Annotated in this window: 12 protein-coding genes; 8 read left to right on the top strand and 4 right to left on the bottom strand. The window is 72.8% G+C overall.

The annotated features are described in order from the left end of the window. Positions 1–103: 103 nt before the first annotated feature. Both FJ309_12595 and FJ309_12590 read right to left on the bottom strand, forming a co-directional pair. The gene (locus tag FJ309_12595) at positions 104–943 is read right to left on the bottom strand and encodes a metal-dependent hydrolase (GenBank protein ID MBM3955436.1); all 840 of its coding nucleotides are present in this window, start codon (positions 941–943) and stop codon (positions 104–106) included. Next, on the bottom strand, positions 940–1,701 hold the full coding sequence (locus FJ309_12590) for a chromosome segregation protein ScpA (protein MBM3955435.1): 762 nt from the start codon (positions 1,699–1,701) through the stop codon (positions 940–942). Before FJ309_12590 ends, FJ309_12595 begins: the two co-directional genes overlap by 4 nt. A 251-nt stretch (positions 1,702–1,952) precedes the next feature. Between FJ309_12590 and FJ309_12585 the strand changes: the two genes are divergently transcribed. The 7 genes from FJ309_12585 to FJ309_12555 all read left to right on the top strand — a co-directional run bounded on the left by FJ309_12585 (position 1,953) and on the right by FJ309_12555 (position 9,982). Further along, the gene (locus FJ309_12585) at positions 1,953–2,495 is read left to right on the top strand and encodes an HIT domain-containing protein (GenBank protein ID MBM3955434.1); all 543 of its coding nucleotides are present in this window, start codon (positions 1,953–1,955) and stop codon (positions 2,493–2,495) included. A 4-nt stretch (positions 2,496–2,499) separates the two neighbouring features. Next, entirely contained in the window at positions 2,500–3,633 is a 1,134-nt protein-coding gene (dgt, locus tag FJ309_12580) for a dNTP triphosphohydrolase (GenBank protein MBM3955433.1), read from the top strand. A 129-nt stretch (positions 3,634–3,762) separates the two neighbouring features. Further along, positions 3,763–4,791, top strand: coding sequence for a PIN/TRAM domain-containing protein (locus FJ309_12575; protein MBM3955432.1), 1,029 nt, complete (start codon positions 3,763–3,765; stop codon positions 4,789–4,791). A gap of 83 nt (positions 4,792–4,874) precedes the next feature. After that, the gene (locus FJ309_12570; protein ID MBM3955431.1) at positions 4,875–5,888 is read left to right on the top strand and encodes a DUF1080 domain-containing protein; all 1,014 of its coding nucleotides are present in this window, start codon (positions 4,875–4,877) and stop codon (positions 5,886–5,888) included. Then, on the top strand, positions 5,885–7,135 hold the full coding sequence (locus FJ309_12565) for a hypothetical protein (protein ID MBM3955430.1): 1,251 nt from the start codon (positions 5,885–5,887) through the stop codon (positions 7,133–7,135). Before FJ309_12570 ends, FJ309_12565 begins: the two co-directional genes overlap by 4 nt. Further along, positions 7,132–8,634 carry a formylmethanofuran dehydrogenase subunit A gene (locus FJ309_12560; GenBank protein MBM3955429.1) on the top strand — a complete coding sequence of 501 codons (1,503 nt, stop codon included), beginning with the start codon at positions 7,132–7,134 and terminating at the stop codon, positions 8,632–8,634. The genes FJ309_12565 and FJ309_12560 overlap by 4 nt, the downstream gene beginning before the upstream one ends. 61 nt (positions 8,635–8,695) lie before the next feature. After that, the gene (locus tag FJ309_12555; protein MBM3955428.1) at positions 8,696–9,982 is read left to right on the top strand and encodes a hypothetical protein; all 1,287 of its coding nucleotides are present in this window, start codon (positions 8,696–8,698) and stop codon (positions 9,980–9,982) included. A 155-nt stretch (positions 9,983–10,137) separates the two neighbouring features. On the opposite strand, the gene FJ309_12550 is transcribed toward FJ309_12555, so the two are convergent. Beyond that, positions 10,138–11,229 (bottom strand): glycosyltransferase, encoded by a 1,092-nt coding sequence (locus FJ309_12550; protein ID MBM3955427.1) that lies wholly within the window; start codon positions 11,227–11,229, stop codon positions 10,138–10,140. Continuing rightward, complete coding sequence (locus FJ309_12545) at positions 11,180–11,755, bottom strand: hypoxanthine phosphoribosyltransferase (protein MBM3955426.1); 576 nt, start codon at positions 11,753–11,755, stop codon at positions 11,180–11,182. The genes FJ309_12550 and FJ309_12545 overlap by 50 nt, the downstream gene beginning before the upstream one ends. A gap of 33 nt (positions 11,756–11,788) precedes the next feature. On the opposite strand from FJ309_12545, the gene FJ309_12540 reads away from it, so the two are divergent. Beyond that, complete coding sequence (locus FJ309_12540) at positions 11,789–12,661, top strand: esterase (protein MBM3955425.1); 873 nt, start codon at positions 11,789–11,791, stop codon at positions 12,659–12,661. The last annotated feature ends 369 nt before the right edge of the window (positions 12,662–13,030 follow it).

The raw sequence follows: 13,030 nt of genomic DNA, 5'->3' as shown, positions 1-13,030 counted from the left end.
CAGCCGCCCGTCATCGCTCCCCGGTGCCCGGAACCGGCGCGCCGCATTGGGCCGGGCGGCCGGAGGGGGGCCGCGGGACGAGTCGCCGGTGGCACGCCCGCCCTCACAGCCAGACGTGGAATCGGCCGTCGAGCATGCCGGGCAGGCGGCGGTCGAGGATCCGGCGGACGCGCTGGTCGGTGTAGCGCGTCGAAAAGTGCGTGGCGATGATCACCTCGTTGCGGAACCGCTCTCGACGGGCGAGGAAGTCGTCGAGGTGCATGTGGCCGAATTTGCGAATCTTGTCCTTGCGGTGGGCATGGGCGACGAACGTCAGCTCGGTGATCAGGACCATCGCCTCATACATCGCCGGGCAGCGGTCGAGCCCCTCGGCGGTGCTGTCGCCGAGGTAGGCCACCAGCGGCGTGCGCATCTCCTGCGTGACCTCGGTACCCGAGAGGCGGAGGTCGCGGATCCGCTCGCCGGGCAGACCGTGGTACTCCGGCTTGAGCTTGCGCCGCCGTTCCCAGACGACGTAGCCGACGCTCGGCAGCGTATGGCAGGTGGCCGACACCGTGACGACATGCTCGCGCGACAGCTCGATCTCGTCACCCGGGCGGGCGGCGAGGAGCGTGCAGGGGAGCGTGCCGCGGTCGAGGCGGGAGACGGCGCGGAGCAGCTTCTCGATCGGTTCGACCGACTCCTCGGGCACGTAGATCGTCGGCGGCTCCATCTTCATCATCCGCCGGCGGGCGACGTACACCGGCAGCGCCGCGACGTGGTCGAGGTGGGTGTGGGTGAGGAACCAGGTGCCGGTCGCCATGAAGCTCCACGGCTGCCCCCCGAGGTCGAAGCCGAGCTTCAGCTCCGGGACACGCCAGTAGCTCTGCACGGCCGCCCGCGAGTAGCCCTCGATCGTGAGCCCCTTGTGGACGAGGGTCCGCAGCGGCGCGTTGTCGATCATGCGGTCACTTCCAGGGGGGCCGGGGGCCGGTTCGCCGCCGCCAGCCAGATCTCGTCGAACAGCCGCTCCTGCCGGGTCACGAGCCGGCCGCGGCGGACGAGCTCCAGGACGGCCAGAAAGATACCCACGACGCGCGAGCGCGGCATCTCCTCGGCACCGGCCGGCACCTCGAACAGCGACGTGAAGGCCACCGTTCCCCGCTCGGCGACGGCCGCCTCGACCCGTTCGATATGGACCTCGATCGGGGTGTCGTCGTGGACGATGCGGCGCGGCTTCCGCGCCTCGCCGCGCCGCAGCACGCGCCCCAGGGCCCCGACCAGATCCCACACCTGGACGTCGCCGATCGTGACCGGTGGCGGCTGGCCGCCGGCGACCGGTTCCTGGCCTGCCTGACGGGGAAAGCGCAGCTCCCAGTGTCGGGCCCGGTCCTCGAGCATCACCGCGGCGTCGCGGAATTGCTTGTATTCGAGCAACCGGCGGACGAGATCCTCGCGTACCGTCTCGACCGGCTCCTCGGCCTGCTCCTCCGGACGGGGCACGAGGGCCCGGGCCTTGATCTCGACGAGCACGCTGGCCAGGTCGACGAACTCCCCCACCTGGTCGATGGCGAGGACCTCGAGGGGTTCGAGGTAGGCGACGAACTCCTCGGCGATCCGTGCGATCGGGACGGTGGTGATGTCGACCTCGTGCCTCTTGACCAGGTGCAGCAGGAGGTCGAGAGGGCCGGAGAAGACGTCGAGGGCGACCTTGAACTCCACGACGGCCTCCCGCGCCGGCCACCGCCGACCCGATCACGTGCCACCGCCACGCGATGGCCAGGCCCCGTTTCCGACCGGGGGCGACCGGCGAACAGCCGGCCACGGGTCATTTGCCGAGATGCCCCGGCACGTGTCAATGCCGGCGGGCACCGGCCACCGCCATTGGCCGTCGGCCCCGACGGGACGGTACAACCCGGACTCGTGGTTGCCTGCGGTCTCCGCCGCCGGCGCTTGGCACGAGGCACGCGACGATGGACAGGCTCTGGGCACCGTGGCGGATGGGGTACCTCCAGGGAACGGCGACCGAGACCGCCGCGGAGCCGATGCCGACGGCGTGGCGGTCCGGTGCCGACGAGCGTTGCTTCCTGTGCCGTGCCGCCGCGACGGACGGCCGTCACGACCGGGCCCTCGGCGTCGTCGAGCGGACGGCGCGGGGCCTCGTGATCGTCAACCGGTATCCCTACGGTGGCGGCCACCTGCTGCTGGCCCCCCTCGACCACCGCGCCACGCTCGGGGCGCTTGCCGACGACGTCCTCCTCGACCTCCAGCGGCAGCTGGCGCGGTGGATCGGGCTCCTCGAGCGGTCGCTCCACGCGCAGGGTTTCAACGTCGGCTTGAATCTCGGCGCCGTCGCCGGCGCGGGGGTGCCGGGGCATCTCCACTGGCACCTCCTGCCGCGCTGGCAGGGAGACGTCAATTTCATGCCCGCGCTGGCCGAGGTCCGGGTGATCTCGCAGGCGCTCGACGCGCTGTGGGAGCAGCTCGCCACCGCCGCCGCCGAGACGCCCCCCTGACGCCATGACGCACCCGCCGCCCTCTCCGCCCCCCGCCGATTGGCAGGCCCGCGAGGCGCTGCTCCTCGCCCCCTGGGCGATGCGCGCGGCTGACTCGGCGGGGCGCGTCCATCCCGAGCCTGCCCATCCCTTCCGCAGCCCCTACCAGCGCGACCGCGATCGCGTCGTGCATTCGGCCGCGTTCCGCCGTCTGGCCCACAAGACGCAGGTCTTCACCGGGTATCTCGGCGACTATCACCGCAGCCGCCTGACCCACACTCTCGAGGTGACCGGCATCGCGCGGACGCTGGCCCGTGGCCTGGCGCTCAACGAAGACCTCGTCGAGACACTCGCCCTGGCCCACGACATCGGTCATCCCCCGCTCGGCCACGCCGGCGAGGACACGCTCGACGAGCTGCTCGCGGCCGACGGCGGCTTCAACCACAACGCCCAGGCGCTGCGGATCGTCGAATTGCTCGAGCACCGTTACCCGGGCTTCCCTGGCCTCAACCTGTCGCGCGAGGTGATCGATTCGCAGCGGGCGCGGATCTCCCGGCCGTCGGGCGCCGCGCCGCTGCTCGAGGCCCAGGTCGTCGATGCCGCCGACTCGGTCGCCTACGACACCCACGACGCCGACGACGCGGTGGAACTGGGCCTCGTCCGCCTCGGCGAGCTGCTCGACCTGCCGTTGGTGGCGACAGCGGCGGCACGCGTCCACGACCGGCTCGGCACGCTGCCCGCTGCCGATCTCCGGCCGACGGTGCTCCACGAGTTGATCGAATGGCAGGTGTCCGACCTGCTCGCCAACTCCCGCGCGGCGATCGACCGGGCGCGGATCGATTCCGTGGCCGCCGTCCGCGCCCACCCGGGGCGGCTGGTCGTCCACTCCGCCGAGCTCGTCGCCGGCAAACGGGAGCTGGAGCGGTTCCTTTTCGAGCGTGTCTACCGCAGCGAGCGGGTGATGGCGGTGCGGCGGCCGGCGCAGCGGAAGCTCGGGGAGCTGTTCGCCTGGTACGTCGACCACCCCGACGGCCTCCCGTCCGGCTTCCACTCCCGTGTCGCCGACCATGGCCGCCGGCGTTCGGTCGGGGACTACATCGCGGGAATGACCGACCGCTTTCTCGAACGCGACCATGCCGCCCGCTGCGTGAAGGCCTGAGGCCGGCGCGACAGTGCCGCCAACGCGGGACCATGAAACCAGCGTCGGGCCCTTCAGAGGGGGCAGGGCGATGGTAGGATTGTGGCCCCGGTAGTCTGCATCTCGCCCTCCGCGACCGACGGAAGTGCCATGGCCCTGATCATCCTGCGCGGCCTGTTCGTCATGGTGTCGCTGGGGATCGCAGTCTTGATGTTCGGTTCCGAGGGGATTCGCAACTACCCGTCCTGGGTCCCGTTCGCAGTCCTCCTGGCGATGATCGCCATTCCCGCCGCGGTCATCGGCCTCGACACCTGGATCAAGCGCAAAGACCTGACCGTGATCACGGCGGTCTACTTCGGGATGCTGGTGGGGATCTTCCTCACCTACGTCGCGATCCTCGCGCTGACGCCGATCCTCCCCACGGGCCCCAACCGCTGGCCGATCGTCGATTGGCTGCCGCTGATCCTCGGGATGATCCTCTGCTACTCATGCGTCAGCCTGCTCCTCCAGACGCGCAACGACTTCCGGTTCCTCATCCCCTACGTGGAATTCGCCCGCGACGTCCAGGGAATGCGCCCCAACCTCCTCGACGCCACCGCGATCATCGACGGGCGGATCGCCGACCTCGCCGAGGCGGGGGTGTTCGAGAGCCGGTTCGTCGTCCCGTCGTTCGTGGTCGACGAGCTCCAGAATGCCGCCGAGAGCACCGACAAGCAGCGCCGGCTCCGTGGCCGCCGCGGCCTCGACATCCTCACCCGGCTCCGGGCCCGCGAATCGATCGACGTCGAGGTGCTGACACCGGACAACGAGGTTGCCGCCGAGGGTTCCGACGACGCCCGTGCCGTGGCCATGGCCCGGCGGCTCGGCGGCCGGATCATCACCAACGACCCGAACCTCGTGAAGATCGCCGCCCTGCGGAGCGTCCAGGCGATCAACGTCAACGACGTCGCCATGGCCCTCAAGCCGACCTACGTCCCCGGCGACTCGTTCCACGTCCGGCTCGTGAAGCCGGGGGAGGAGGCTGGGCAGGCCGTCGGCTACCTCGAGGACGGCACGATGGTGGTCGTCGAGGGAAGCCGCGATCAGATCGGGCGCACCGTGCCGGTGAGCGTGACCAGCACGCTGCAGACCACGGCCGGGCGGCTGGTGTTCGCGCGGCCGGAGGCGTCGCGGGCCTGAGCGGCCGGCGGGCGATTTGCGGAGAAGAACGGGCGGGCGCCATACTGCGTCCCTCGTCATTTCCCCTTCCGGAGACCTCCGTCATGAACGACGTTCGCCTGCGCCGTGGGCTGTGGGCCGTGGCCCTGTCGCTCGCCCTCGGATCCGCCGCCCGGGCCGCAAACCCGGCCTACACCGATGCGACCAAGACCGACGATGACTTCGCCTTCCAAGGCGAATACGTCGGCGAGGTGCCGATCGACGGCAGCCCGATGCGGATCGGCGTCCACGTCGTCGCCCTCGGCGACGGCAAGTTCGACGTCGTCGCCTACCCGGGCGGCCTCCCCGGCGACGGCTGGCAGCCGCCGACGCGCGTCCTCGGCACCGGCACGCGCTCGGGGACCGGCGCCGACGCGGTGGTCAAGATCGAGGTCCGCGACGACGGCGGCGAGACCTACAAGTCGGAGATCCGCGGCGGTGAGATCGCCGTTCTCGGCCCCGACGGCAAGGCAGCCGCCAAGCTCGCCAAGAAGGCGCGCAAGAGCCCCTCGCTCGGCGCCGCCCCGCCGGCCGGCGCGGTCGTGCTGTTCGACGGCAAGAACACCGACAAGTTCGTCAACGGACGGCTGTCACCCGACGGCCTGTTGATGGAGGGCACGACCACGAAGGATTCGTTCGGCGACGCCACATTGCACGTCGAGTTCCTCCTCCCCTACCAGCCGAAGGACCGTGGCCAGGGGCGGGCCAACAGCGGCGTCTACGTCCAGGGAGCCTACGAGGTGCAGGTCCTCGACAGCTTCGGCCTGACCGGTGAGAACAACGAGTGCGGAGGCGTCTACTCGGTGGCGGCCCCGGCGGTGAACATGTGCCTGCCGCCGCTGCAGTGGCAGACGTACGACATCGACTTCACCGCGCCGAAGTTCCAGGGCGACACGCAGACGCAGCCGGCGCGGATGACCGTCAAGCACAACGGCGTGGTGATCCACGACAACATCGCGATCCCCAAGATCACCCCCGGCGGTCCGGGCAACGGCAAGGGGGCGGGTCCGCTGTTCCTCCAGGACCACGGCAACCCCGTCCGCTACCGCAACATCTGGGTGGTGCCGAAGAAGTCGTGAGCGATCAGACGGCCAGCGGGACGCGGGCAGGCGGTGCGGTGTGCACCGCCTGCCCGCTCCTCTGCGCCGACATCGACCTGCCGGCGGCCGTGCGCGCCTGCGACCATGGCCGGCGGATGCTGACCGCGTCTCCCGGCGGTGTCGCACGGCCTCTCGATCACGGCCCCCCGCTCGAAGCGTCAGCGGCGCTCGGAGCCGCCGCCACGGTGCTGTCCACGGCGCGGCGCGTGCTCGTGACCGGTCTCGGCGAGGTGTCGCTCGACGCGGCCGCACGGGCCGCCGACATCGCGGAGCAGCTCGTCGCGGCGATCGACGGCGGTGATCCGGCGATGGCGCTGCGCTCCGGCCCGACGGTCGCGCGGAGCGGCGCGGTGACGGCCGACTTCGACGACCTGCGTTCCCGCGCCGACGTCGTCGTCGTCTGGGGCTGCGATCCCCCGGCGACGCATCCGCGCTTCTTCGAGCGCTTCCTGCCGCCGCGGGCACGGGTGTTCCACGTCGGTCGGTCCCCGGCTCGCGGGCTGCCGGCCGGCCACGTCGCGGTCGCGCTGGAGCCCCACGAGCGTGTGGCGGCGCTGCGCCGGCTCACGGCCCTGGCCCGTGGCCCCGTCGCGCCGCTCCCCGACGACGCGCTCGGGCACGCACTCGCTCCGCTCGTCGCCGCCGTCGGTGGTGCCGACTGCCTGGGGATCGTCACCGGCGCGCCGGAGGGCAGCGACGGCGGCGTCGGCGCCTGGGCGGTCGCCGAATGGGTCCGCGCCGAGGCGCTGCGCCGCCCCGCCTTCGAAGTGCCGCTGCCGGGCGGGGTCGGCACGGCCAGCGGAGGCGCAGCGGGGACCGCCGCCCTCCTCACCTGGCGCTACGGCGGGCCCGGGGCGATCGCCCGCGCCGACCGCGCGGGGGGCGGGTTCCGCCCGGCCGAGGCGGCGGCAGCGCTGCTCCTCGACCGGGGCGAGGTCGACGCCGTCCTCGTCGTCGGCCGTCCCCGTCCGGAGGCCGCGGCGGCGCTCACTCGCGCTGGCGACCGCGTCGCCGTGGTCACCGTCGCGCCGGACCCGGTCGTCCGGTGGGAGATCTTCGTGCCGGTCACCGACCCGCTCGACGACCCGGGCGAGTGGCTCCGCGCCGATGGCGTCGCGGTCACGATCCCCGGCCGGCATCCCGCTCGGGAAGGCGCGAGTCTCACGAGCGTCCTCGGCCAACTCGGCGCCGCCCTGGCGACGAAGCTCCGGGAGGCGCGGCGATGAGCGGCGAGCGCTTCGTGATCGCCGGCGGCACGATCCACGACCCGGCCCACGGCCGGGATGGCGAGGTCGGCGACCTGTGGATCGACGAGGGGCGGATCGTCTCCCAGCCGGCTGACCCAACCGGGTGGCGCCGCATCGACGCCGCCGGCCTGGTGGTCATGCCCGGCGGCGTCGACCTCCACAGCCACGTCGCCGGACCGAAAGTCGCCGCCGGCCGGCTGCTCACGCCGCCGACGGCACCCGGTGCAACGGCGGCGGTGCCGACGATCCACGCCACCGGCGCCCTCTACGCCGCGCTCGGCTACACCACCGTCTTCGACGCCGCGATCGCGACCGGCGCCGCGAGCCTGGCCCACCGGGAGCTGGCCGAGATGCCCGTCCTCGACCGCGGCATCTACCTCCTCGCGGCCGACGATGCCGACGTCGTCGCGGCGCTCGACCGTGGCGACGATGGTGAGCTGCGCCGGCTCGTGGCGGCCAAGGTCTCCGCCGGCCGCGGCTGGGGGGTGAAGGTCGCCAATCCGGGCGGGCCGGTGTTCTGGAAGCACGGCCGCCGCGGCGACGAGCACGACCTCGACACCACGCTGCCCGGTTCGTCGCTGTCGCCGCGCCACCTCCTCGAGCGCCTCGCCCGCGCCGTGCGGGACGTCGGCCTTCCCCACCCGCTCCACGTCCACACCGCCAACCTCGGCCTTCCCGGCAACTGGCGGACGCTCTTCGAGACGCTGCGCACGCTCGACGGTATCCCCGCCCACCTCGCCCACGTCCAATTCCACAGCTACACCGGCGGCGATCTCGACGAGGGCTCGTTCGGCTCCGGCGTCGCCGCGCTCGTCGAGTGGTTCGACGCCCATCCCGGGATCACGCTCGACGTCGGGCAGGTGCTGTTCGGCTCGACGGTGGTGATGACCGGCGATTCGGCGGCCGCGGCGCACCTGGCGCGGACGACGGGCATGCCCTGGGTGTCGCACGACCGCCACCTTTCCGGGGGCTGCGGCGTGCTGCCGATCCGCTACCGGGAGACGAGCCTCGTCAACGCCTGGCAGTGGGCGATCGGCCTGGAGTGGTTCCTCTCCGTCGCCGATCCGTGGCGCGTGGCGTTGTCGACCGACCATCCCAACGGCGCGAGCTTCACCGCCTACCCGCTCCTGATGCGGCTTCTCGGCGACGCCGCCTTCCGCCGTGAGGCCCTCGCGCGGATCCATCCGAAAGTCCGCAGCCGTTCGCCCCTGGCGACGATCGACCGGGAATACTCGCTGCAGGAGTTGTGCATCGTGACCCGGGCCGCTCCGGCGCGGATCGCGGGGCTCGCCCACAAGGGGCATCTCGGCGCCGGTGCCGATGCCGACATCGCGCTCTACCGGCCGCAGGCCGACCTGGCCGCGATGTTCGCGCTGCCGGCGAAGGTCTACAAGGCTGGGCGGCTCGTCTGCGACGAGGGTCACCTCCGCGACGCAACGCCCGGCGCGGCCCTGCTCGCGCGGGGAACGGGGCCGTGAGGCTGTCGCGTGATCGGCGGAGCTGATCCTGTAGAGTGACCGTTCCCCGGGAGACCATCCGATGCAGCGGATCGCTTTCGCCCTGGCCAGCGTCTTGCTTGTCGCCACCAACGCCGCCGCCGAGTTGCGGGTCGGCACCGGCAGCGCCGACATCACCCCGACCGAGCCGGTGCCGATGTGGGGCTACGGCGACCGGCACGCCATGCTGTCGATCGGCACCCTCGACCCGCTCCGCGCCACCGCGATCGTGATCGCGGCCGGCGAGGAGAAACTCGCGATCGTCGGCCTCGATGTCGGCCGCGCCCCGTCCGAGGCCTCGCTCGAGCGGATCCGGGAGCGGATCCGCGCCGAGGGGGGGATCACCTCGTCGATCATCGCCGGCTCCCACACGCACCATGGCCCGGTGGTCGAACTGGCCGACGAGCCGGGGCAGGGACGGGGGAAGTTCGCGGCGGCGATCCGCTACGGCAAGCACCTCGAGGAGGGGATCGTGGCGGCGATCCTCGCCGCCGACGCCGCGCTCCGCCCGGCCCGAATCGCCACCGGAGCCACCACGCTCGAAGGCTTCAACCGCAACCGCCACTCGAAGATCGATCCCGTCCCGGTCGACCGGACGCTCGCCGTCCTCCGCTGCGACGACGCCGAGACGGGAAAGCCGCTGGCCTTGCTCGTGAACTTCGCCGCCCACCCGACGAGCATCCCGGCTGAGACGCTGAAGTTTTCGGCCGACTACGTCGGCGCGCTGCGGGCGACCGTCGCCGAGGAATGGGGCGGGCAGGCGGTGTTCATGCAGGGGGCCTCGGGGGACCTGTCGACCGACCGGCGCGGCCACGGCGACCACGTGGCGTTCGGCAAGGCGCTCGGCCGCCAGGCGGTGGCGCTGGCCAAGGGACTGGAGCCGAAACCCTCCCCGGAGGCGAAGCTCGTCGTCCGCGAGGAGCGGTTCGGTTTCGAATCGCGCGTCGACTTCCGCAACCCGCTGATCGTGACCGCCTACGGGATGGCATTCTTCCCCGAGCTGGTCAATGCATTCGTCGCCGAATACGCGGCCGGCATCCGGCCGCGCCTCACCGTCGCGGTGCTCGACGAGTCGATCGCACTGGTCGGCGCGTCGGGGGAGTTCTTCTGCCAGCACGCCATCCGGCTGCGCGACCGGGCCCGGGTCGACCAGGTCTTCTTCTGCGGCTACGCCAACGGCTACCACCAGTACTTCCCGACGATCGAAGCGGCCGCGGAAGGGGGCTACGGCGCCGATCCGCAGGTCGCCCCGGCGGCGCTCGGTGCCGGCGAGCAGCTGATGAACACCGCGTTGACCTGGATCTACCAGCTCCGCGGCAAGCTGCCGTGACCCGCTCCCTGTCCGTGGACAAAGCCATCCATGGCCCCAACCGGCCGCGGGACGGCCGGCTCATTCAGTCCACTCCGGCGTTCGCGGGAAGCGCCGAGGGTTTCCCGGGTCGCCTTCGGCCGCATCCGGCGGCCGATCACTTTGTCCACGGTCCGCTATCCCACCGCCCGCTCGACGGCCGCCACGTAGCCGGCGGCCGCCCGCGCCGGATCGAACAGCGTCGCGGCCCGCGTGCGCGACGCCATCCCGTACCGCGACTCGAGCGCCGCGTCTTCGAGGATCTGGAACGCCCGGCGCGGAAACTCGCTCTCCGGCCGCGCCGGCACGATCCGGCCGTTGACGCCGTCGGCGATCGCCTCGCGGGCCGCCGGGCCGTCGACCGCGACCAAGGGCTTGCCGTGCGCCAGTCCGTCGACCAGCGCCCCGCCGTACGCGACGTCGCCCGACTGCCAGACCAGCGCCGCCTCGGCGAGCAGGTCGTCGGCATCGCCGCACCACGGCACGACCGCGAACCGGTCGGTGATCCGTTGCACGTGGGCCCGCCGCGCGAGGCGCGGCGCCAGCGGCCCGGAGCCGACGAGCACGTGGTCGAGGTCGCGGCGGACGACACCAAGCTGGTCGATCGCCCACACGAGCCGCGTGAGGTGGGTCGCCGGCTCGAGGGGGGCGACGGCCACGGTCCAGCACCTGCCGGGATCGAGCCCGAGGCGGGTGGCGAGCTCGCGCCGGTCGCGCCGCCGCGGTCCCGGCAGCATGCTCCCCGGGGCGACGGTGTCGATCCGATCGGGATCGACCCCGGCGGCCCGGCATGCCGCGGCGACCGCCGGCGTCGCGGCGACCACCCGCGCCGCCCGTGATACCGCCAGCCGGTCGGCGAGACCGAGCGTGGACCGGGCCAGCAGCGCGACCAGCGCCGGCCCGGGCACCACCACCAGGGCCGCCGCGGCGGCGCGCGACATCGCCCGCCCCATGGAAACCACGCCCCGCGGGCGCTCGGCGCGGAGCAGCCGCGAAAGCGGAGCGGCCAGTGCCAGCCCCGGCCGCGGGCGCGACGAGAGCGCGACGACGTCGCCGCCGGCATCCTGCAACGCCCTGCCGAGCGCGCCACGACCGCCGGCCAGCGCCACCCGCACGCGCCAGCCGGCATCGACGAGCGCCGTGACCGCGAGCAGCGCCTGCGTGCCGGTGCCGAATCGGTCAGCCCCGTGGACCAGCAGGAGGATCGACCGGGGGCTCGGGCGGGGCATGGCGCGCGGCAGCGATGTCGGGGGACTCGAGCGCCGCGACGTGCGACAGGTGCCGCCACGCGCCGTCGAAGTCGAGACCATACCCGACCACGAACACGTCGGGAATGTCGAAGCCGACGAAATCAGGTTCGATCGTCACTTCCGACCGGCCGAGCTTCCGCAACAACACCAGCGACCTCACCCGCGCGGCGCCGCGCCGTCCGAGCTCGGCGACGAGGGCTTCGAGCGTCCGTCCGGTGTCGAAGATGTCGTCGACGACGAGCACGTCCTGCCCCCCGAGGTCGGGAAGCAGGTCGAGATTGAGATCGAGCCGGCCGGGAGTCGTGTCGGTGCCGCGGTAGCTGCTCGCCCACACCATGCTCACGCGCACCGGTCCGTCGAGCCGCCGGATCAGGTCGGCAACCACCATCAGGCTCCCGGTGAGCACGCCGATGACGGTCAGCGGTCCGGTGCCGTCGGCGCGGACCGCCGCCGCGAGCCGGTCGATGCCGGCGGAGAGTTCATCGGCGCTGAGGAGCACGCGCATCGTGGTGGTGGCGTCCGGGTTCGGGCTGCGATTATGGCCGCGGCAACGCCGCCGGCCTACAACGGGGGCTGTTCCCGGCGATCCAGCCCGCCGCCAGCCGCTCCCATGCCCCCTCCATCCACGGCCGTCCCGCCCCTCCCCGACCGGCCGCACTGGAGCTGGATCGACGTCGCCGGCCACCCCTGCGAGCTGTTCGATCCGCCCGGTGCCGTTCCGGGGCGGGCGGTGATCTACCTCCACGGCGTCCGCGAGCGGACGCTGCGCGAGTCGACGGGTCTGCGGTCGGCCCTCGAGGGGGCGCGGCTGCGGGCGCTCGCCCCGCGCGCGGGGCGCAGCTGGTGGCTCGACCGGATCGTCCCCGAGTTCGACACCGCGGTCTCGCCGGAACGCCACGTCGTCGGCGCGGTGGTGGCGGAAGCGGCCCGGCGGTTCGGCGCGGGGCCACCGGGGATCGCGCTGGTCGGCACGAGCATGGGGGGTCAGGGGGCGCTGCGGCTGGCCTACCGGCATCCGGCGACCTTCCCGGTGGCGGCGGCGATCTCCCCGGCGATCGACTTTCACCTCGCGATGCGCGACATCGCCCGGCTCCCCGACGGCGACCTGTTCGCGTCGCTGTGGCCGTTGTTCGGCGAGATCGAGCGTGCCCGCCAGGACACGGCGATCCTCCACGTTCACCCGCTCAACTGGCCGCGGCACCAGTGGTTCGCCAGCGACCCCACCGACCGCCTCTGGCACGACGGCGCCAGCCGGCTCCACGAGAAGCTCGCCGCCCTCGGCATCCCCCATGTCGCGATTCTCGACCGGGTCGGCGGCGGCCACGGGCCGGCGTACTACGACTCGGTCGCCCCCGACGCGATCGCGTTTTTGGTCACGGCCCTCGACGCCGAGTCGCGCCGGATCGGCTGAGCGTCAGCGCGGTGGAGTCCCGCGCCGCGCCGCGGCGGGGGCGGGCAGCCCCGGGAGCCGGTCGAGGCCCCCGCCCGGCGCGAGCTGGTCGAAATCGAGATACCGGGCGTCGTCGACGTCGACCCGGTTGAGCGAGCGCCAGTAGAGGATCTTGCCGGCCGACGCGCTCGACGTGGGGGCGCCGACGCGCAGCTGGCGGTAGAGCTGGGCGTCGCTGCGCCCATCCCCCTCGAACACGAGCAGGTCCTTGGCCTCGCTCCACGACAGCCTGGCGCTCCGTGCCGTGAACGACTCCCCCTCGACCATCACGTTGCCGGCCGCGACCAATTCGAGCGCCGAGCGCGTCTGCCCGGGGCGCGGCGGCGACTG

The sequence above is a fragment of the Planctomycetota bacterium genome, assembly GCA_016872555.1.
GTDB lineage: Bacteria > Planctomycetota > Planctomycetia > Pirellulales > UBA1268 > F1-20-MAGs016.
This window is presented reverse-complemented; position numbering and strand designations above follow the sequence as displayed.

Excerpts from the sequence above, each read along its gene's own strand:
- FJ309_12585 (MBM3955434.1), top strand. The coding sequence starts at position 1,953 with ATGGACAGGCTCTGGGCACCGTGGCGGATGGGGTACCTCCAGGGAACG.
- FJ309_12550 (MBM3955427.1), bottom strand. The coding sequence starts at position 11,229 with ATGCCCCGCCCGAGCCCCCGGTCGATCCTCCTGCTGGTCCACGGGGCT.
- FJ309_12560 (MBM3955429.1), top strand. The coding sequence starts at position 7,132 with ATGAGCGGCGAGCGCTTCGTGATCGCCGGCGGCACGATCCACGACCCG.
- FJ309_12540 (MBM3955425.1), top strand. The coding sequence starts at position 11,789 with ATGGCCGCGGCAACGCCGCCGGCCTACAACGGGGGCTGTTCCCGGCGA.
- FJ309_12545 (MBM3955426.1), bottom strand. The coding sequence starts at position 11,755 with ATGCGCGTGCTCCTCAGCGCCGATGAACTCTCCGCCGGCATCGACCGG.
- FJ309_12555 (MBM3955428.1), top strand. The coding sequence starts at position 8,696 with ATGCAGCGGATCGCTTTCGCCCTGGCCAGCGTCTTGCTTGTCGCCACC.
- FJ309_12575 (MBM3955432.1), top strand. The coding sequence starts at position 3,763 with ATGGCCCTGATCATCCTGCGCGGCCTGTTCGTCATGGTGTCGCTGGGG.
- dgt (MBM3955433.1), top strand. The coding sequence starts at position 2,500 with ATGACGCACCCGCCGCCCTCTCCGCCCCCCGCCGATTGGCAGGCCCGC.
- FJ309_12570 (MBM3955431.1), top strand. The coding sequence starts at position 4,875 with ATGAACGACGTTCGCCTGCGCCGTGGGCTGTGGGCCGTGGCCCTGTCG.
- FJ309_12595 (MBM3955436.1), bottom strand. The coding sequence starts at position 943 with ATGATCGACAACGCGCCGCTGCGGACCCTCGTCCACAAGGGGCTCACG.